The sequence below is a fragment of the Caryophanon tenue genome (genome assembly GCF_001700315.1).
In the GTDB taxonomy this organism is placed as follows: domain Bacteria; phylum Bacillota; class Bacilli; order Bacillales_A; family Planococcaceae; genus Caryophanon; species Caryophanon tenue.
Genome location: NZ_MASJ01000003.1, coordinates 346,259 through 366,855 on the forward strand (window position 1 = coordinate 346,259; position 20,597 = coordinate 366,855).

Below are 20,597 nucleotides of genomic sequence, written 5' to 3' on the forward strand. Positions count from 1 at the left end.
TTAAAAATAGTGATCGATAACGATCAGGAGGATATAGATTCATGAACTTATTAGCAAAAACTCGTAAAATTAACTCGATGCTTCAAGCATCTGCTGGTAAACCAGTAAACTTTAAAGAAATGGCTGACACTTTAGGTGACATCATTGATGCAAACGTATTTATCGTAAGCCGTAAAGGTAAATTATTAGGCTTATCAATTCATCAACAAATTGAAAATGATCGTATTAAAAAAATGTTTGAAGAGCGTCAATTCCCAATTGAGTATACGCAAAACTTATTCTCAATTACAGAAACATCTCCAAACTTAGATATCGACAATGAACATACGGCATTCCCAGTAGAAAACAAAGACCTATTTGCAGCTGGTTTAACAACAATCGTACCAATCGTAGGTGGCGGTGAGCGTTTAGGTACATTAATTTTAGCGCGTATTAACGGCCAATTTGAAGATGACGATTTAATTTTAGCTGAATATGGTGCAACTGTAGTTGGTATGGAAATTTTACGCGAGAAATCAGAAGAGATTGAAGAAGAAGCACGTTCAAAAGCTGTTGTACAAATGGCAATCAACTCATTATCATATTCTGAGTTAGAAGCAATCGAGCATATTTTTGAAGAGTTAGACGGTAATGAAGGTTTATTAGTAGCTTCTAAAATCGCTGACCGTGTCGGTATTACACGTTCAGTAATCGTTAATGCATTACGTAAATTAGAATCAGCTGGCGTTATTGAATCTCGTTCTTTAGGTATGAAAGGAACATACATTAAAGTATTAAATGACAAATTTTTAACAGCTTTAGCAGAAATTAAAATGAAATAAGCAAGTAGGCAGTGTAAGTACCTAGTTAGAGGGAAACTTACATTTTAAAAAGTGACTACTTTGTGACGGACAGATTATGTACTTCTTTTTCAGTGTGAAGAAGACGTAATCTGTTTTTTTTGAGCCTTCAGACTTTGGTCTAAAGCTTTTACACTGTTTAACAAGTGTTAATAGGACTTTTCACTAAAAGGGTATTTGGTTTCATTTTGTGACTTTTATAGTAGGTAACTAGAATCAATTTATGGGATTATTGGGAAGTTAAAAAGATATGAAATGATTAAAACAACCTAGTTTAAATTCCTAAAAGATAATAGACACTATTTCATAACTTCTTTACAATAGTAACTAATGATTTACTTTGAGGAAAGCATTTGTAGAGCGAGGTGTAAAAATGAATTTATTCGGTGGAACAATTAGTAATTTAGAGAACGGTTTACGATATTCAGCAACAAAGCAAAAGACGATTGCACAAAATATTGCCAATGTAGATACACCTAACTACAAAGCGAAAGATGTAAGTTTTGCGAAGATGTTAAAGGATGCACAAACTGAAACGATGTCGGCATTCCGTACCGACCAACGTCATTATGAATTTAAACAACCAGAAGCAACGAGCGGTGTATATAGCTATACAAACTTACGCTATCGCCAAAATGGTAATGGGGTAGATATGGATGCAGAGCAAGCAAAATTAGCTGAAAATAATATTTATTATAATGCGTTAATTGACCGTACAAGCGGAAAACTCACATCATTAAAAAATGTCATTAAAGGAGGCCAATAATTATGAGTATTTTTCATAGTATGAATACGACGGCCTCAGCGTTAACTGCCCAACGACTGCGCATGGATGTAACGTCATCAAATATTGCGAATGTGGACACAACGCGAGGCACACAAAATGCAGATGGCACATGGGACCCATATCGTCGTAAAACAGTGACGATGACTGCACAAGAAGGTAAGTTTTCAAATTTTTTAAATCAAGCAATGGGTATTCAAACTAAAGAAGGTGTCGGCAATGGTGTGAAAGTCACTCAAATTGGTGAGGATACAGAGACACCATTTAAACTAGTATATGATCCTACACATCCAGATGCCAACGAGCAAGGGTATGTAGAAACACCCAATGTGGATTTACTTACAGAGATGGTGGACTTAATGTCAGCAACTCGTTCGTATGAAGCGAATATTACAGTATTTAATGCCAATAAGGCGATGTTAACAAAAGCATTAGAAATCGGGAAATAAAAGGAGAGACAAATAAATGGCGATTTCAGCCGTATCAAATAACGTAGCGACAATGAATGTACAAGAGCAACGTCAAACACCATTCGCGTCACAACAAAACTTCGCTCAATCTTTAAAGGATGCGATTGCGACTGTGAATGAAGGTCAACTTGCTTCAGATAAAGCAACAAACACATTAATTTCCGGTGGCGACATTGAACTGCATGATGTCATGATTGCATCGCAAAAAGCAAGCGTTTCATTAGATTTAACAATGCAAGTTCGTAATAAAGCTGTTGAAGCGTACCAAGAAATTATGCGCATGAGCGTTTAATTAGCATGTAGTTAAGTGGAGCATTTCACGAATACCGGAGGATTCATAATGAATGAACGATTGAATAAATTAAAAACTGACTCCACCGCTTTTTGGACGAGTCGCAGTAAAAAACAAAAAGGCACAATTATTGGCTCAGCAGTTGCAATCATTTTAGTAGCAGCCGCTTTGACATTCTTTTTAACAAGAACTACATATGTACCACTGTTTACCGATTTAACGTTAGAAGAAGCTGCGCAAGTGAAAACGTCGTTAGATGCGTTAGTCGTTGATTATGAGTTAGCAGGTGGTGGCACGTCGATAAACGTACCAGAAGAGCAGCTGGAATCTTTAAAGCTACAGCTTGCTTCAGAAGGGGTACCGAGTGGTTCCGGTAACGGTTACTCTACGTTTTGGAATAACGCTGGATTCGGGATGACTGACAATGAATTTGATGTATTACAGTTATCGGCAATGCAAACAGAGCTTGCCACACTCATTCGTCAAATTGACGGTGTTAATGATGCAAATGTCATGTTGGCGTTACCTGAAACAGGCGTTTTCTTACAAGATACAACACAGGAGCCGACTGCTACTGTTATTTTACAAACAGCATTAGGTCATCAATTTTCAGAAGAACAAATTAAAACGCTTTATAATTTAGTCGCGATGAGTGTACCGAATTTAAAGCCTGAAAATATTGTGATTACAAATCAATATTCAGAAGACTTCTCACTATCAGATACAACTTCATCAGCATCTATTGTCGCTGATCAAATGGCGATTAAAGAGAAAATCGAAAAAGATTTACAGCGCCAAGTACAGAGCTTATTAGGTTCATTAATGGGTGCAGGCAAAGTGGTTGTTTCGGTTACAACGGATATCGACTTTAGCCAAGAGAACCGTAAAGAAGATTTATTAGAGCCGGTAAATGAAGAAAATATGGAAGGTATTATTATTAGTGCCCAAAATATTAGTGAAACGTATACAGGAACTGGTGCAGCGGCTACTGGTGAGCCAGAAGCAGATACAACAACAGATAACTTTACAACCTATAATGAAGGTACATTTGGCGATGGGGAGTATGAGCGTGTAGAGGAGCAATTAAACTACGGTGTAAATGAAATCCATCGTGAAATTTCAGAAAGTCCGTACAAAATTCGTGACTTAGGTATTCAAGTTGTTGTAGAACCACCAACACCGGATGACCAAGCATCAATGCCAGATGGTTTAACAACAGATATTGAAGCGATGTTAGGCACGATTGTTCGAACAACGCTTGATAAATCAGCAGTTGGTCAATTAACAGAAGAACAAGTAGGCGACAAAATTGTCGTGTCGGTACAACAATTACAAGGTATGCCAACAGAGGAAGAGCAAACAACACCAGTTATTCCGTGGTGGGCATATGTCATTGCAGGTATTTTACTTGTAGCGATTATTTTACTTGTTGTTTACATTTTACGTGCGCGTAAGAAGAAGCAATTAGCAGAAGAACAGGCATTGCTTGAAGCACAAGAGGAACTTGTTGTGGAAGAGATTCCAACTGAGGATGATAACGAAGCAACAGTACGTCGTAAGCAGCTTGAAAAATTAGCGAAAGAAAAACCAGAAGAATTTGCGAAATTATTACGTACATGGATTTCTGAGGACTAAGCAGGAGGAACAGCATGTCTCGAAAAGATAATAAAGAACTCACAGGCAAACAAAAAGCTGCGCTTCTATTAATTTCATTAGGACCAGAAGTTTCTGCCTCAGTATATAAGCATCTGAATGAAGAGGAAATCGAACGTTTAACGCTTGAAATTTCAAGCGTTAAAAAGGTCGATTCACAAGTGAAAGAAGAAATTATTGAAGAATTTCATAATATTGCGTTAGCGCAAGATTATATTTCACAAGGTGGTATCGGTTATGCGAAGACTATTTTAGAAAAAGCGTTAGGGGAGCAACAAGCACAAGCCATTATTAATCGTTTAACATCGTCACTACAAGTGCGACCATTCGATTTTGCGCGTAAAGCAGATCCATCGCAAATTTTAAACTTTATTCAAAATGAACATCCGCAAACAATTGCGTTGATTTTATCGTATTTAGACCCAACACAAGCAGGCGTTATTTTATCATCGCTGCCACAAGAAGTGCAGGCTGATATTGCAAAACGTATTGCGATGATGGAGTCAATTTCACCGGAAGTTATTAGTGAGATTGAATCGGTGTTAGAACGTAAATTATCATCGACAGTCACGCAAGATTACACAGAAACAGGCGGCGTAGATGCAGTTGTCGAAGTGTTAAATGGTGTAGACCGTCAAACAGAAAAAACAATTCTCGATGCGCTTGAAATTCAAGACCCAGAGCTTGCAGAAGAAATCAAAAAGCGTATGTTTGTATTCGAAGATATCGTTACACTCGACAATCGTTCGATTCAACGTGTGGTTCGCGACTGCGAGAACGAAGATTTACTATTATCAATGAAAGTATCAAGCGAAGAAGTAAAAGATATTATTTTCCGCAATATGTCACAGCGTATGGCTGAAACATTCCGAGATGAAATGGAAATTATGGGGCCGGTGCGTCTACGTGATGTAGAAGATGCACAATCTCGCATTGTTGCTGTTATTCGTCGCTTAGAGGAGTCTGGTGAAATTATCATTGCCCGTGGCGGAGGAGATGACATCATTGTCTAGAATTATTCGTTCAGTACACTATCAACAACAAGAGAATGAGCCAAAGGAAATTTCGATTCGTCCAATGTTTGAGCAACATACAGCAAACGATTATGAAGAAATTATTCAACAGCCGAAAGTACCGACGTTAGAGGAAGTAATTGCTGAACGAGATACGTTACTTGCAGAAGGACAGCAGCAATTAGCAGAATTGCAACAGCAGCAAGCTGAACAATTTGAAGCGCAGCAACAAGCTTTTTTACAAGAGCAACAAGCGTTTTATGACAGCTTGCCACAAGTGCAACAAGATGGCTATGACGCAGGTTTTCAGCAAGGATTTGAAGAGGGAACATTAAAAGCCCAAGCCGATTTAGCAGCCTCTTTACATCAGGCAAATGATATTGTCGTACAAGCACAACACAATGCGAAGGCGTATATTGATGCCCAAGAAGCATTAATTTTAGAGCTTGCATTAGTGTCTGCTGAACAAATTTTAGGAATTGTGCTCGATCGTCAAGATGAGGCGTTTGTTTCGGTCGTTGCACGTGCTTTAAAAGAAGCGCGTGAAATGAAAGAGATAAAAGTCTATGTCGCACCTGATTTTTATGAGGTAGTGTCGCAAAATCGGGACGAATTAGCCGAAATGTTTCCACCTGACGTACCATTTTTAATATTTGTGAATGAGGACCTACAGTCTACAGAAAGCTATATCGAAACAAATCATGGCAGAATAGTAGTGAGTATTGATACTCAGTTGCAACAATTAAGAAAAGCGTTAAGTGAATTATTGTACAGTAAGGAATGATGACAATGAAAGCAGCTGATTTGCTAAAACATATTCCCAATATGCCGACGCTTAAAAAGTATGGTCGTGTTTCTCGCGTTGTCGGTTTGATGATTGAATCACAAGGGCCAGAAAGCTCGATTGGTGATGTTTGTAAAATTCATGTGCAATCAGCGCGTCACGGTCATCAAGTGATTTTAGCAGAGGTTGTCGGGTTTAAAGATGAAATTGTCGTTTTAATGCCATACACAGCGTTACAGGAGATTTCGACAGGCTGCTTAGTTGAAGGGACAGGTGCGCCGTTAGAAGTGAAGGTAGGGCCTGAACTTATTGGACAGGTGCTTGATTCAATGGGGAATCCATTTGATGGTCGTGCTTTACCAAAAGGGCTTGCGACTATTGCGACTGAAAATGACCCGCCAAACCCACTATCACGCCCGCCCATCCATGAGCGCTTAGAAGTAGGCGTCAAAGCGATTGACGGTATGTTGACGGTTGGGAAGGGACAAAGGATTGGTATATTCGCGGGTTCAGGTGTCGGAAAGAGTACATTGCTTGGCATGATTGCCCGCAATACAAAGGCGGATTTAAACGTGATTGCACTTGTTGGTGAGCGTGGGCGTGAAGTATTAGAATTCGTAGAACGTGACTTAGGCCCAGAAGGATTAAGTCGTTCAATTATTGTCTGTGCAACATCGGACCAACCAGCACTTATGCGTATTAAAGCGGCTTTTACGGCTACAGCAATCGCGGAGTACTTCCGCGAACGTGGTATGGATGTCATGTTGATGATGGATTCTGTGACACGTGTTGCGATGGCGCAGCGTGAAATTGGTCTTGCGACAGGTGAACCGCCTGCAACACGAGGTTACACACCCTCTGTATTCGCGATTTTACCACGTTTATTAGAGCGTACGGGCACGAATGAAAAAGGTTCGATTACGGCATTTTATACGGTACTTGTGGACGGGGATGATATGAATGAGCCAATTGCTGATACAGTTCGCGGTATTTTGGATGGACATATTGTACTCGATCGGAATTTAGCGAATAAAGGGCAATATCCTGCAATCAATGTTCTAAAAAGTGTGAGTCGTTTAATGAACCATATTGCAGAGCCAGCACATAAAGAAGCAGCAGAACGTCTACGAGAGCTTTATTATTTATATGCGAAATCCGAAGACCTGATTAATATTGGTGCTTATAAACGAGGGACGTCAAAAGATATTGACGAAGCCATTCATTATGAGCCAATTATTACGAATTTCTTGAAACAAGGTTTTCGTGACCATGTATCATTGGAGCAATCAACGCAAGAAATGATACGCATTAGTAATGGTGGGTGACGAGTATGAACAATTATACGTATCGCTTTGAGCAAATTTTAACAGTTCGTGAACAAGAGAAAAATGAGACGGAGCAGGCGTATAAAGTGGCTGTACAAGCATTTGAAGAGGTGGCAACGAAGCTGTATGACTTATTACGTCGAAAAGAAGAGCTGCTTGCGTATCAAACAGAGCGCTTACAGTTCGGCTCAACAATTGACGAAATTCATCAAAATGCACGTTTTTTAACGAGCTTAGAAAAGACCATTGATGATGTGCAACAAAAAGTTATGCAAGCACGTGCCAAAATGTCTTGGTATGAAGAGCGTTTGCTCGAAAAAAATTTAGAAGTGCGCAAGTATGAAAAAATGAAAGAGCGTGATTTCGAACACTTTAAAGAAGAGCAGCTTCGTGTGGAAGCAATTATGCTCGATGAAATCTCCACACTTGCGTTTAATAAAAAAGAAATCAGGTGATGTCAATGGCGAAAAAAACACAATCTGTCACATCTGAAGTAACCGAAGTTGACCAATCACCAAGCTTTTTTCAAAAATTATTTTATTGGTTTTTAATTCCGCTCATGTTTTTAGTAGCTGTCGTTCTTGTCGTAGCACAAATTAGCGGTGTAAATGTTTTTGAAAAAGCACGTGAAACAGCTAATGTGTTACCGTTTGTATCTTCTGAACAACAGTCGACAAGCGAATCACAGGCAGCAGGTGAAAAAGTGGTAGAGTTACAGGCTGAAATTATGGAAAAAGAAACACAAATTGCAGAATTACAAACGCAGCTTTCGGGTGTTTCTTCAGAAAACGAACAATTATTAATTGAGCAAGAGAAGTTATTGTATGAAATCGAGACGTTAAAACGTGAAAATAATGCGTCTGAGCTTGAATTCCAAGAAGTGTTAACAACTTACGAAAAAATGTCACCAAAGAAAATTGCAGCAGCAGTTGTACAACTAAATGATGCGGAAGCATTACGAATTTTAAGCAACTTAAAAACAGATACTGTCGCAAAAGTGTTTGAAAAGATGGAGCCAGAACGTGTGGCACATTATACTTCGTTGATGACAGAGTAAGGGGACAAAAGAATATGGCCATTACGTTTACAAATATGATTCAGCCAGCTGCGGCACCTGCACAACAGTCAGTTGCGAAAGTCAATTCGTCGACTTCGCAGTCATCGCAACAAAATAAGTTTGATGATTATTTAACAGACGCCACAACGACAAAAGAGCCGGTACAAACACAAAGTGACCAGCCAGACGTTGTGAAAGAAGTAGAGGAAGTTATTGCTGCTGAGACACTTGATGAAGTGGGCGAAGTACTTGATGTTGAATTAACGGACGATGCAGTTGTTGTAGAAATCGCACCGGAGCAGCTTGTACCAGTAGATGAACTGATGAATTTAGAAGATTTAGCAACACTTCTAAATATCGATATTGAGGAGCTTGAAGCGGTATTAACGCAGCTATTAGAACAAGAAGTGCAATTAGACAGCGTTTGGGATTTAATAACACTTGTTGAACAACAAGCACCTGAAGTGATTGCACAGCTGGTGACAGCATTGCAAAGTGAGCATGCACAAGTGACGCCAAAAGATGCTGCACAAGTGATTAAACTGTTAAAAATAGCCGAGCTAGTTGGGCAAAAAACAGATTTATTACAGCCGCAAGTACAGCAGCTTCAAGCTGTGAAGCAAGCATTAGAGCAAGTAGCAGTAGCGGTTAAACCAGTACCGGTAGAGACGCCAAAACCAGCACCATTACCATTCCAAACGTTCCAGCCAGTATTTGCAAAAGTGACAGTGACGGAAGGGAAAACGGATGTGCCACAGGAAGTGAACGTAGCGCCACAGCAAACGACACAAAATGCGAAACCTCAAGTGATACAAGTAGCATTGCCACAAACAAATTCATCGGCACAATCAGAGGCATTAGCAAAAGAAATTCAAGCGATTATTCAGCGTCAGCAAATTTCTAACCAACAAGGTACGTTAAAGCTAGCGATTAAATTGTATCCAGAAAATTTAGGAACAATTCGTTTAGAACTGATGCATAAAGACGGCATGTTAACAGCTCGTTTAATGGCATCAACGGCGTCAGGTAAAGAACTGCTAGATGCACAAATTAATCAATTGAAGCAAGGTTTAACAGCACAAAATATTCAAATTGATCGTATTGAGATTACGCAATCACTACAAGACCCATCACGTAACTTAAATAATTCAGATCAACATTTATTTAATAACTTCTTCCAACGTCAGCAGCAAGACGACGATGAATCAGAGGACACAGAAGAAGAGCAACCGTCATTTAGTGACTTCTTAGCGCAAATGGAGGAGATAGAAGCATGACAAACAATTCAGCAGGGATTCCAACAGATATTTCTACCGATTTTTATTTAAAGAACGCGCCGAAAAAATCTGTTCAGACAGGTGATAGTAATTTAGGAAAAGACGCCTTTTTACAATTACTTGTGACACAACTACAGCACCAAGATCCAACAGCACCGATGGATAACTCAGAGTTTATTGCACAAATGGCGCAGTTTTCTTCATTAGAACAAATGCAAAATATGACGTCATCCATTGAGAAATTAATTGACATGCAGGGACAATCACAGCTAATTCAATATAGCAATTTCCTTGGACAAAGCGTCAATTGGACAGAGGTAACGGAAGAGCAAGATGAAAATGGTGACTTCATTACAAATACAGGCACAAACAGTGTAACAGGTGTGTCGTATGTTGATGGTTCGCCAGTCTTTTTACTGGATAACGGGAAAGAAATTACACCGGGAAATATTGCCGGAATTTCTTCAACCGAAACAGCTACTACTAATCAGGGGAATGCACTGGTACAAGCAAGCGCATTAATCGGTAAAGTGGTTGAATATTTAGTAGATGACATCGTGACAACTGCTCAAGTGACATCTGTAAGTATGAAAGATGGCAATGTGATGTATACATTGGGAAATGAAGATAGCATTCAAGCAAGTCAGTTTACAGCCATTCGTCAATCATAACTTTTAAATGAGGTGACCTTGATGCACAATATGAACATTTATCATGTGCCGTTACGTGTTAGTCATCCTCCAACATACCAGCAGGCGACGTTAAACAGCAGCTCTTTTGAAGCGCATTTACAGAAAGCGACTGCACAACAACAACCGCTTAAAATTAGCAAGCATGCACAGCTCCGTATGTCTGAACGTGATATCCATATTTCAAGCGAGCAATGGCATCGTATTGAAGAAAAGGTGAAGACCGCTCAACAAAAAGGTGTGCAACAGCCACTTGTATTGATGGACCAAGCTGCGTTAATTATTAGTGCTAAAAAAAGCACGGTCATTACCGCAATGGATCGCATGGAAGCGAAAGAACAAATTTTTACGAATATTGACGGTACAATTATACTGTAGGGCAGGACCTTTATGGATGCCCTTAGCTGTGGACTGATCGAAGCAGCTAGTGAAAAATGAAAGGAGAACGACCATTATGTTACGTTCTATGTATTCAGGTATCTCAGGGTTAAAAAACTTCCAAACTAAACTGGATGTTATTGGTAATAATATTTCTAACGTAAATACGCACGGGTTTAAAAAAGGCCGTGTTATGTTTAAAGATTTATTATCACAATCAAATGCAGGTGCATCAGCGCCAACAACAACACGTGGTGGTGTCAACCCAACACAAATCGGCTTAGGAGCACAAATTGGTGGTATTGATACAATCCACGGTACAGGCTCACTTCAAACAACAGCACGACCATTAGACTTAGCCCTTTCAGGTGATGGCTTCTTCATGGTAGCAGACTCAACAGCAGCACCAGAAGATGGCGTCATTGATGTGACGGGAGAAGACGCATTTGCGAATATTGCGTATACACGTGCAGGAAACTTCTATATGGATGAAAACGGCTATTTAGTAAACCCAGATGGTAAATACTTAGTCGGTGTACGTGCGGATGAATACGCAGATACATTAGAAGACGAAGGTGTTTTAATGGACGATAAACCAAACGTTGCCGGTGATGAAGGTGCCAACCTTTTTGATGAAGATGGTATTTTAACACCTGGTGAAGGGGAAGTCGGCACAATCCGTATACCAACATCAGCACAGCAAATTAGTATTGGGCAAGATGGTACGGTATCGTATACAGACCAAAATGGTGAACTTAAATTTGCAGGTCAATTAATTTTAGCGAAATTCGCGAACCCAGGTGGTTTAGAGAAAGTTGGCGGTAACTATTACCGTGAAACAGCAAACTCAGGCGCAGCGTATGCACAAGTAGCAACGGTGGCAGGTATGGCATCGATTGTATCAGGCTCTTTGGAAATGTCGAACGTTGACTTATCAGAAGAATTCACAGAAATGATTGTTGCACAACGTGGTTTCCAAGCAAACTCACGTATTATTACGACAGCAGATGAAATTTTACAAGAATTAGTAAACTTAAAACGTTAATGACCGTATAATAGGGCATTAAATTCATTGTAGAGGAGGGTCGGGCCGGCTCTTATTTAAGCACCGGCCCTAAATCAATGATTGAATTACAAAAGTTAAACGGAAAGCCATTTACATTGAATGCAATATACATAGAAACGATCGAAGCGAATCCTGATACAACCATTATGCTGACAAATAAAACGAAGTATATTGTGTTGAATTCTGTTGAGGATGTTCGTCGTCAAGTGACACAGTTTTACTTGAATGTACAAATTTTATCGAACCCGCATCTACGAGGTGATGAAGATGAAGAAGAATAAAACAATGAATGTCATGATTATTATTCTAGTAACCATTTTATTATTAGGGGTTGTTGGGATAGTTGTCGTAAAAAAACTTGGTGAAAATAATGCAGAAAATACGTCTGCGCTAGAGCCTTCAATTGATGAAATTTTAGTATCATCTGTAGATGTACCAGAGTTAACAACAAACTTAATGGATAATAAATTCGTACGTATTTCTTTAAAAATTCAAACAAACAGTGAAGATGCTGCTGCTGAATTAACAAAACGAGATTTCCAAACGAACAATATTGTTATTCAAACCTTATCAGAAATGTCTTCAACAGATTTAGAAGGCAAAACTGGTAAAATTGATTTCCAAAATACAATTAAAGTACAGCTAAACGAATTAATGCAACAAGGTGAAGTACAGAAAGTTTACATTACTTCATACATTATTCAGTAAGCAGTCTGATGAGAAGAAATAGGAGGTGGGCAAATGGCAGGAGATGTGTTGTCGCAATCTGAAATTGATGCGCTACTCTCAGCGATTTCAACAGGAGAGATGACGGCAGAAGATGCGAAAAAGGACGAAGAAACGCGTAAAGTAAAATCATATGACTTTAAACGTGCCCTTCGCTTTTCAAAAGACCAAATCCGAAGTTTGACCCGAATACACGAAAACTTTGCGCGATTATTGACAACGTTCTTTTCTGCGCAATTACGAAACTACGTGCAAATTACGGTTGTGTCGGTAGATCAAATTCCGTTTGAAGAATTTGTCCGCTCGATTCCGAATATGACATTGATAAATGTGTTCGAAGTGCCACCATTAGATGGCAATATTTTAATGGAGATTCATCCAAATATTGCGTATTCCATGATGGACCGTTTAATGGGAGGTACAGGTGGCAGTTATAGCAATGTTGATAATTTAACGGAAATTGAAACGAAAATTATGACGAATTTATTTGAACGTTCGTTTGATAATTTACGTGAAGCGTGGGAGAATGTTGCAGAAATTGATCCGATTTTAGTGGAATTAGAAGTGAATCCCCAGTTTTTACAAATGATTTCACCGAATGAAACGGTGATTGTCATTTCATTAAATACCATTATCGGTGATACAAGCGGCATGATTAATATTTGTATTCCGCATGTTGTACTAGAGCCAATCGTACCGAATTTATCGGTACGCTATTGGATGCAATCAAATACGAAGCAAATGTCGGATGAGCAAATCCGCACATTAGAAGGTCGTGTTAAGCAAGCTTCATTACCAGTCGTGACAGAATTAGGGGCAACGGATATTTCGGTGCAAGATTTCTTAACGATGCAAATTGGTGATGTCTTGCAGTTAAATCAAAAAATAGAAGATCCATTAACGATTAAAGTAGGGACATTGCCTAAGTTTACAGGGCAAGCAGGGAAGGTCGGTAAAAAGATGGCCGTACAAATTCTTGACCCACTGAAAGGAGCTGACGAACATGAGTGATGATATGCTTTCACAAGAAGAAATTGAAGCCCTATTACGAGGCGAAACGTTAGGAGAACCAACTCCGCCAACAGACAATACGTCAGTGCCACAAGATGATTTGCATGTGGATGATTATCTGGATTCATTGGAGCAAGATGCACTAGGTGAAGTAGGTAACATTTCATTTGGTAGTTCGGCAACTGCGTTATCGGCATTACTTGGTCAAAAAGTCGATATTACAACACCACATTTAGCGATGATTAATCGCAGTCGCTTAGAGGAAGAGTTTCCACATCCTTATGTAGCGATTCAAGTAGAATATACAACAGGTTTATCAGGCATGAATGTGCTTGTCATTAAACAATCAGACGCAGCCATTATTGCGGACTTAATGTTAGGTGGCGACGGGTTAAACCCGAGCAACGACTTAAGTGAAATTCAATTATCGGCTGTGCAAGAAGCGATGAACCAAATGATGGGTTCTGCCGCTACATCGATGTCAACGATGTTCAATCAAAAGGTGGATATTTCACCACCAACGATTGATTTAATGAATATTTCTAAAAATGAAGGACGCGACAATATCCCAGATGAAGACCTTCTTGTGAAAATTTCGTTCCGTTTACGCGTTGGTGAGCTAATTGATTCAAATTTAATGCAACTTTTACCTTTGAACTTTAGTAAAAAAATCGTAAAATCATTAATGGGAGAACCAGATGGTATTGATAGCGTAGAACAAGCAGCGCCATCATTGCAAAAAGAGCAACCAGCAGCGGTTCAACCACAAATGCAGCAACCGGTTTATGAACAACAGCCAATGCAAGAACCACAAATGCAACAACCAATGTATCAACAACAACCGGTACAGCCACAAATGCAACAGCCGATGTATCAGCAACCACCTGTACAACCGCAAATGCAACAGCCAATGTACCAGCAACCACCCGTACAGCAACCGATGTATCAACAGCAACCGGTACAGCCAGCGTATCAGCAACCTGCTGTAAATGTACAGCAAGCACAGTTTGCAAGCTTTGATGCACCGCAAATGACGGCGAATGAAACGCAAAATTTAAATATGTTACTTGATATTCCATTACAAGTAACGGTAGAATTAGGTCGCACGAAGCGCTCAGTAAAAGAAATTTTAGAGCTAACGAGTGGATCTATTATTGAACTAGATAAGCTTGCAGGTGAGCCTGTCGATATTTTAGTCAATAGCCGTTTAATTGCAAAAGGTGAAGTTGTCGTTATTGATGAAAACTTTGGCGTGCGTATTACAGACATTGTGAGTCAAACGGATCGCTTAAATAATTTAAGATAGTTTAATTGGAGGAATGAATGATGGGAAATCGTATTCTAATCGTAGATGACGCGGCTTTCATGCGTATGATGATTAAAGATATTTTAACGAAAAATGGTTATGAAGTTGTAGGAGAAGCAGCAGATGGAACACAAGCTGTTGAAAAATACAATGAATTAAAGCCAGATTTAGTAACGATGGATATTACAATGCCAGAAAAAGATGGTATTGCAGCATTAAAAGAAATTAAAGCAACGAACCCGAATGCTACAGTAATTATGTGTTCTGCAATGGGGCAACAAGCGATGGTAATTGACGCAATCCAAGCGGGTGCAAAAGACTTTATCGTAAAACCATTCCAAGCAGACCGTGTAATCGAAGCCATTCAAAAAGCTTTAGGTTAATACGATGCATGCACGAATGATTTTGACACGACTGAAACAAAGTGCACTCGCAATTGTGTTAATGATTGTTGCTTTTGGAGCACCTATACATACCCAGGCTTCCGTAAGCGACAACATTAATGCGACGCAAGAGTGTTTACAAAATCCTGACGTTGCATGCCCAGATACTACACCTACAGCTGCCGAAATGGAAACTCCGTCGGCAGCTGTTAGTTTTAATGCTTGGGAATATGTGAAGATGCTCGGTACGTTTGTACTTGTCATTGCACTGTTATTCCTCGTTTTAAAGTTTGTAACAAAGCGTAATCAGCGTGTACAGCAACATGCGCTCATGCAAAATTTAGGTGGCGTACCAGTAGGGCAACAAAAGTCGATTCAGCTCGTAAAAGTAGGGAACAAAATTATGATGGTCGGTGTAGGTGACAATGTTCAGCTTTTAAAAGAGTTGGATGATCAGGAAGAAATTGAAGCATTATTATCGATTTATAATGCTCAACAGTCAGATGAAGAATTGTTACCATATTTTATGAAGTTTTTCAAAAAGAAACAGCAATCAGCTCCGCCACAAGATTTCGGAGCAGAGTTAAATAAACGGTTAGCAGAAATTAAGCAAGGTCGAGCGCAAGAACTCGAGCAGTGGCGTCAAAAGGAGGACAATGAGCGATGAATGATTTTATTAGCATTTTCGCTGATAGTGATCCAACAAACGTCTCGACCTCAGTGAAATTACTTTTATTATTAACGGTGCTGTCGTTAGCGCCAAGTATTTTGATTTTAATGACATCGTTTTTACGAATCGTGATTGTGTTGTCATTTGTGCGTACGGCACTTGCGACAGGGCAAATGCCGCCAAACCAAGTGATTATCGGATTGGCATTATTTTTAACATTCTTCGTTATGACACCGGTGCTTTCGCAAGTAAATGAAGAGGCGTTGCAGCCATTATTTGCAGAAGAGATTGGATTAGAAGAAGCGTATGACCGTGCGGCTGGTCCGTTTAAGGAATTTATGGCTGAGCATACACGTCAGCAAGACTTGGAGCTATTTTTAGAATATAACGGAGCGGAAGCACCTGCATCAGTTGATGAGATTCCGTTAACGATGTTAGTGCCAGCATTTGTTATTAGTGAATTAAAAACAGCATTCCAGATGGGCTTCATGATTTTCATTCCATTTATTGTGATTGATATGATTGTAGCCAGCGTATTAATGGCGATGGGGATGATGATGTTACCACCTGTTATGATTTCGTTGCCATTTAAAATTTTATTATTCGTATTAGTCGATGGTTGGTATTTAGTGATGAAATCGTTATTAGTGAGTTTTTAGGGGGGAACGCATATGACACAAGAAATGGTAGTGAAAATTGCAGAGCAAGCAGTATGGGTTATTTTGCTTGTTTCAGGTCCCCTTATGCTCATTGCACTTATTATCGGGTTGCTCGTAAGTATTTTCCAAGCAACAACATCGATTCAAGAACAAACATTAGCGTTCGTCCCAAAAATTATCGGTGTACTAGTCGGTATTGTTCTTTTTGGGCCGTGGATGTTGTCACATACGACAAGCTATTTTTATGATATTATGAACAATTTAACGCGTTATATAGGGTGAGTAAATGGAAGAATTAATCCCCAAAATCACAATCTTTTTGTTAATTATGGCGCGTTTAACGGCATTTTTTGTGACTGTCCCGTTTTTCTCGTATCGTACAATTCCGAGCCAAGCCAAAATTGCGATTCCTGTCGTATTGGCATGGACGATGTACTATACATTATCAGCGGACGTCGCCATTGCATTTGATGGCACGTATATTTTATATGTGCTGAAAGAAGTAGTGGTCGGTTTAATGCTTGGCTTAATGGCGCAGCTTATTATGGCAGCGGTCCAAATTGCAGGTGGCTTAATCGACTTCCAAATGGGTTTTGCGATTGCCAATGTTATCGATCCGCAAACCGGAGCACAAAGTCCGATTACCGGGCAATTATTTAATATTTTAGCGTTACTGACGTTGTTAGCGATTGATGGGCATCATCTGTTATTAGATGGGATTTATTATAGCTATCAATATATCGCATTAGATGATTTAGCGTTGCATACTGGTGATGAATCTTATGCATGGTTTATGTTTAAAGTAATGTCAACGATGTTTGCAATTGCATTTCAAATGTCAGCACCTGTTATTGCAGCACTCTTTTTAGTAACACTAGCGTTAGGGATTGTCGGGAAAACAGTACCTCAGATGAACATTTTCGTTGTGGGATTCCCGATTAAAATTATGGCTGGTTTTATTTTAATGATTATTGTAATGGGTGTAATGGTTGATGTTATGCGACGTTTAATTGAAGTGATGATTTATGGCTTACGAGATTTTATGACGATATTAGGTGGTATGTAATATGAATTTATTACTTCGTTTAGACTTGCAATTTTTTGCAGGGGAGAAAACTGAAAAAGCGACGCCCAAAAAACGTCAAGATGCTCGTAAGAAAGGACAAGTACTGAAAAGCCAAGACGTAACGGCAGCATTATTATTGCTCATTATGTTTTTAGCATTATTTTTCATTGCACCGTTTATGCAAGAACGCATTTTGAATATTTTGCGGGAGTCGATGGAAACGTATGTCTTGGTAGAAGACTTGTCGATTGAATCAACGATGAAGTTATACGAGACGTATATTATAGAGATGGCAATCATCGTTGTACCAATAATGGTGATGGGGATGCTCGCGGGAGTGGCTGCGAACCTACTGCAATTTGGTTTTTTATTTACGATGCACCCATTGAAAATGGATTTAAAAAAGATGGATCCAATTAAAGGGCTTAAAAAAATATTTTCAGTGCGCGCACTTGTCGATTTAGTAAAGTCGATTTTGAAAATTGCCGTTATTGGTACGGCGACGGTTTTAGTCATTTGGATTTATTTAGAGGATGTGTTAAAGCTCGCCTTTATGGATCCAAAAGACACGATGTCCATGGTGGCTACGTTAACGGGCATTATGGGCATTATTGCAGCGCTTGTGTTGTTGCTCGTATCAGTGATTGACTACTTTTATCAACGCTATGACTATGAAAAGAACTTAAAAATGTCGAAGCAAGACATTAAAGATGAACATAAAAATGTTGAAGGTGACCCACAAATCAAGGGGAAAATTAAACAGAAGCAACGAGAAATGGCGATGCGCCGTATGATGCAAGAAGTGCCCAATGCGGACGTTGTCATTACAAACCCGACACACTATGCGATTGCCTTAAAATATGATGGTGATTCGATGGATGCACCAATTGTTATCGCAAAAGGGACGGACTTTGTAGCTCAAAAAATAAAATTAATTGCAAAACAGCATGATGTTGTGATGGTTGAAAACCGTCCACTTGCACGTAGCATGTATGACCAAGTTGAAATTGGTCAAGCTGTGCCGGACGATTTTTTCAAAGCTGTTGCAGAGGTGCTTGCATATGTATATCGTATTAAACGAAAAATTTGATTGGATGTAATCAGGAGGGACATGTATGAAATTCAGCGATCTTGGCGTGTTAGGTGCGGTTATTTTAATCGTAGCAATGCTTATTATCCCTCTGCCACCATGGCTGTTAAGTTTTTTAATTATCATTAATATCACACTTAGTTTATTAGTATTATTAACAGCGATGAATATGAAAGAAGCGCTTGATTTTGCGATTTTCCCATCCGTTATTTTATTACTAACATTATTCCGTTTAGGATTAAGTATTTCAACAACACGTGCAATTTTAACAGAAGGTGACGCAGGTGAAGTTGTTGATACATTTGGTAACTTCGTAACAGGTGGTAATATCGTTGTCGGGCTTGTTATTTTCGCATTACTTGTCATTATTCAGTTTTTAGTCATTACAAAAGGTTCGGAACGTGTAGCTGAAGTTGCAGCACGTTTCACATTAGATGCGATGCCTGGTAAGCAAATGAGTATTGATGCGGATTTAAACGCCGGGATGATTTCAGAGAAGGAAGCACGTGAGCGTCGCGCGAAAGTATCAGGAGAGTCTGATTTTTACGGTGCGATGGACGGTGCGACAAAGTTCGTAAAAGGGGATGCGATTGCCTCTATTATTATGGTATTTATCAACTTAATCGTTGGTATGATTATTGGGATGATGCAGCTAGGCTTAGAATTTGGTGAAGCAGCAACACAATTCTCGAAATTAACAGTCGGTGATGGATTAGTATCACAAATTCCGGCACTTTTAATTTCTACAGCTACAGGTATTGTTGTAACGCGTGCAGCGTCAGACGGTAACTTAGGTTCTGACATTATGACACAGTTATTCTCACAATCAAAATTATTATATGTAGCAGCAGGTTCAATTGCGATTTTAGGTTTAGTAACGCCATTACCAGATTGGATTACTTTACCAATTGCAGCAACGCTTGCGATTGGGGCGTTCTTAATGGATCGTAACAAGAAGGAAAGTATTGAAGAGATTCAAGAGTTTGAAGAGGAGATTGCGACAGATACAATGAAGAGCCCTGAAAATGTTGTCAACTTATTAAGTGTGGATCCGATTGAGTTTGAATTTGGTTATGGCTTAATTCCACTTGTTGATACGTCACAAGGTGGCGACTTGCTTGACCGTGTTGTGATGATTCGTCGTCAGTTGGCATTAGAGCTAGGGATTGTCATTCCCGTTGTACGTATTCGCGATAATATTCAGCTTCAGCCAAATGAATATCGCATTAAAATTAAGGGGAATGAGCTAGCGCGTGGGGAGCTTTTACTGGACCACTATTTAGCGATGAGCCCTGGTGATGACGATATGATTGAAGGGATTGACACAGTGGAGCCATCATTCGGCTTACCTGCGAAGTGGATTACTGAACAGGTGAAAGAGGATGCAGAAATGTACGGCTATACAGTTGTTGATCCACCAAGTGTTGTATCAACACACTTAACGGAAATTATTCGTGCAAACGCGTCTGATTTATTAGGCCGTCAAGAGACGAAGCAGTTAATCGACCATTTACGCGAAACACATTCGATTTTAGTCGACGAATTAACACCATCACCATTAGCGATTGGGGATATTCAAAAAGTGTTAGGTCGCTTGCTACAAGAAGGTGTATCGGTACGAAATTTACCTGTTATTTTTGAAACGCTCGCAGATTATTCGAAATTAACGAGTGACACGGATATTTTAACGGAGTATGTGCGCCAAGCACTTGCGCGTCAAATTACAGCGCAACATTCAAACGGTCAGCCGACATTAAAAGTGATTACAGTGTCTGGCAAAATCGAAAAATTGCTTGCAGATAGTATTCAACAAACCGAGCATGGTAATTATTTAGCGATGGACCCACAAGATTCACAGCATATTTTAGAAGCCATTGCGAAAGAAGTAGAACGTGTATCGTTTATGGAACAGTCGTCGATTTTATTATGTTCGCCAGCTGTACGTATGTACTTACGTCAATTAACAGAACGTTACTTCCCACAAATTCCAGTGTTGTCTTATAATGAACTAGATGCAGCAATAGAAATCCAAAGTGTTGGGATGGTGAATGTAGATTGA

At 39.4% G+C, this 20,597-nt stretch carries 25 protein-coding genes; all 25 read left to right on the forward strand.

The features are described 5' to 3' along the window. Nucleotides 1-41: 41 nt before the first annotated feature. The 25 genes from codY (at nt 42) to flhA (ending at nt 20,597) form a co-directional block, all read left to right on the forward strand. The gene (codY, locus tag A6M13_RS04815; RefSeq protein WP_066543367.1) at nt 42-821 is read left to right on the forward strand and encodes a GTP-sensing pleiotropic transcriptional regulator CodY; all 780 of its coding nucleotides are present in this window, start codon (nt 42-44) and stop codon (nt 819-821) included. A 391-nt stretch (nt 822-1,212) separates the two neighbouring features. After that, nucleotides 1,213-1,605 carry a flagellar basal body rod protein FlgB gene (flgB, locus tag A6M13_RS04820; protein ID WP_066543368.1) on the forward strand — a complete coding sequence of 131 codons (393 nt, stop codon included), beginning with the start codon at nt 1,213-1,215 and terminating at the stop codon, nt 1,603-1,605. Between the two features lie 2 nt (nt 1,606-1,607). After that, nucleotides 1,608-2,072, forward strand: coding sequence for a flagellar basal body rod protein FlgC (flgC, locus tag A6M13_RS04825; RefSeq protein ID WP_066543369.1), 465 nt, complete (start codon nt 1,608-1,610; stop codon nt 2,070-2,072). Between the two features lie 16 nt (nt 2,073-2,088). Further along, entirely contained in the window at nt 2,089-2,385 is a 297-nt protein-coding gene (fliE, locus tag A6M13_RS04830; RefSeq protein WP_066543370.1) for a flagellar hook-basal body complex protein FliE, read from the forward strand. A 48-nt stretch (nt 2,386-2,433) separates the two neighbouring features. Beyond that, nucleotides 2,434-4,020 carry a flagellar basal-body MS-ring/collar protein FliF gene (gene fliF / locus A6M13_RS04835; protein ID WP_066543376.1) on the forward strand — a complete coding sequence of 529 codons (1,587 nt, stop codon included), beginning with the start codon at nt 2,434-2,436 and terminating at the stop codon, nt 4,018-4,020. A 14-nt stretch (nt 4,021-4,034) separates the two neighbouring features. After that, nucleotides 4,035-5,051, forward strand: a complete 1,017-nt coding sequence (gene fliG / locus A6M13_RS04840) for a flagellar motor switch protein FliG (RefSeq protein WP_066543377.1) — start codon at nt 4,035-4,037, stop codon at nt 5,049-5,051. Then, nucleotides 5,035-5,835: a flagellar assembly protein FliH gene (gene fliH / locus A6M13_RS04845; protein WP_211270293.1), complete on the forward strand. Its 801-nt coding sequence runs from the start codon at nt 5,035-5,037 to the stop codon at nt 5,833-5,835. Before fliG ends, fliH begins: the two co-directional genes overlap by 17 nt. Nucleotides 5,836-5,840: 5 nt before the next feature. After that, nucleotides 5,841-7,160, forward strand: a complete 1,320-nt coding sequence (gene fliI, locus A6M13_RS04850) for a flagellar protein export ATPase FliI (protein ID WP_066543379.1) — start codon at nt 5,841-5,843, stop codon at nt 7,158-7,160. Between the two features lie 5 nt (nt 7,161-7,165). Next, nucleotides 7,166-7,615: a flagellar export protein FliJ gene (gene fliJ / locus A6M13_RS04855; RefSeq protein WP_066543380.1), complete on the forward strand. Its 450-nt coding sequence runs from the start codon at nt 7,166-7,168 to the stop codon at nt 7,613-7,615. Between the two features lie 5 nt (nt 7,616-7,620). Continuing rightward, nucleotides 7,621-8,217, forward strand: coding sequence for a MotE family protein (locus A6M13_RS04860; protein WP_066543381.1), 597 nt, complete (start codon nt 7,621-7,623; stop codon nt 8,215-8,217). Between the two features lie 14 nt (nt 8,218-8,231). Continuing rightward, nucleotides 8,232-9,494: a flagellar hook-length control protein FliK gene (locus A6M13_RS04865; RefSeq protein WP_066543382.1), complete on the forward strand. Its 1,263-nt coding sequence runs from the start codon at nt 8,232-8,234 to the stop codon at nt 9,492-9,494. Beyond that, nucleotides 9,491-10,165: a flagellar hook assembly protein FlgD gene (gene flgD, locus A6M13_RS04870; RefSeq protein ID WP_066543383.1), complete on the forward strand. Its 675-nt coding sequence runs from the start codon at nt 9,491-9,493 to the stop codon at nt 10,163-10,165. The genes A6M13_RS04865 and flgD overlap by 4 nt, the downstream gene beginning before the upstream one ends. Before the next feature lie 21 nt (nt 10,166-10,186). Further along, entirely contained in the window at nt 10,187-10,561 is a 375-nt protein-coding gene (locus A6M13_RS04875; RefSeq protein ID WP_066543385.1) for a TIGR02530 family flagellar biosynthesis protein, read from the forward strand. A gap of 76 nt (nt 10,562-10,637) precedes the next feature. Then, complete coding sequence (locus A6M13_RS04880) at nt 10,638-11,606, forward strand: flagellar hook-basal body complex protein (RefSeq protein WP_066543386.1); 969 nt, start codon at nt 10,638-10,640, stop codon at nt 11,604-11,606. Between the two features lie 77 nt (nt 11,607-11,683). Then, nucleotides 11,684-11,908 (forward strand): flagellar FlbD family protein, encoded by a 225-nt coding sequence (locus A6M13_RS04885; RefSeq protein ID WP_066543387.1) that lies wholly within the window; start codon nt 11,684-11,686, stop codon nt 11,906-11,908. Next, a complete protein-coding gene (gene fliL, locus A6M13_RS04890) occupies nt 11,895-12,335 on the forward strand; it encodes a flagellar basal body-associated protein FliL (RefSeq protein ID WP_066543388.1) in 441 nt (146 codons plus the stop codon). Before A6M13_RS04885 ends, fliL begins: the two co-directional genes overlap by 14 nt. A gap of 33 nt (nt 12,336-12,368) precedes the next feature. Beyond that, nucleotides 12,369-13,364 (forward strand): flagellar motor switch protein FliM, encoded by a 996-nt coding sequence (gene fliM, locus A6M13_RS04895; protein ID WP_066543389.1) that lies wholly within the window; start codon nt 12,369-12,371, stop codon nt 13,362-13,364. After that, the gene (gene fliY, locus A6M13_RS04900; protein ID WP_066543391.1) at nt 13,357-14,670 is read left to right on the forward strand and encodes a flagellar motor switch phosphatase FliY; all 1,314 of its coding nucleotides are present in this window, start codon (nt 13,357-13,359) and stop codon (nt 14,668-14,670) included. The genes fliM and fliY overlap by 8 nt, the downstream gene beginning before the upstream one ends. Before the next feature lie 20 nt (nt 14,671-14,690). Next, nucleotides 14,691-15,053, forward strand: a complete 363-nt coding sequence (locus A6M13_RS04905; RefSeq protein WP_066543393.1) for a response regulator — start codon at nt 14,691-14,693, stop codon at nt 15,051-15,053. 16 nt (nt 15,054-15,069) lie between these two features. Further along, a complete protein-coding gene (locus A6M13_RS04910) occupies nt 15,070-15,720 on the forward strand; it encodes a flagellar biosynthetic protein FliO (protein ID WP_169817414.1) in 651 nt (216 codons plus the stop codon). Next, nucleotides 15,717-16,382 (forward strand): flagellar type III secretion system pore protein FliP, encoded by a 666-nt coding sequence (gene fliP, locus A6M13_RS04915; RefSeq protein ID WP_066543395.1) that lies wholly within the window; start codon nt 15,717-15,719, stop codon nt 16,380-16,382. The genes A6M13_RS04910 and fliP overlap by 4 nt, the downstream gene beginning before the upstream one ends. Before the next feature lie 12 nt (nt 16,383-16,394). Continuing rightward, nucleotides 16,395-16,664: a flagellar biosynthesis protein FliQ gene (gene fliQ, locus A6M13_RS04920; protein WP_066543396.1), complete on the forward strand. Its 270-nt coding sequence runs from the start codon at nt 16,395-16,397 to the stop codon at nt 16,662-16,664. Between the two features lie 4 nt (nt 16,665-16,668). After that, nucleotides 16,669-17,448 carry a flagellar biosynthetic protein FliR gene (gene fliR, locus A6M13_RS04925; RefSeq protein WP_066543397.1) on the forward strand — a complete coding sequence of 260 codons (780 nt, stop codon included), beginning with the start codon at nt 16,669-16,671 and terminating at the stop codon, nt 17,446-17,448. Between the two features lies 1 nt (nt 17,449). Then, the gene (gene flhB / locus A6M13_RS04930) at nt 17,450-18,538 is read left to right on the forward strand and encodes a flagellar biosynthesis protein FlhB (protein WP_066543398.1); all 1,089 of its coding nucleotides are present in this window, start codon (nt 17,450-17,452) and stop codon (nt 18,536-18,538) included. A gap of 25 nt (nt 18,539-18,563) precedes the next feature. Further along, nucleotides 18,564-20,597 (forward strand): flagellar biosynthesis protein FlhA, encoded by a 2,034-nt coding sequence (gene flhA, locus A6M13_RS04935; protein WP_066543401.1) that lies wholly within the window; start codon nt 18,564-18,566, stop codon nt 20,595-20,597.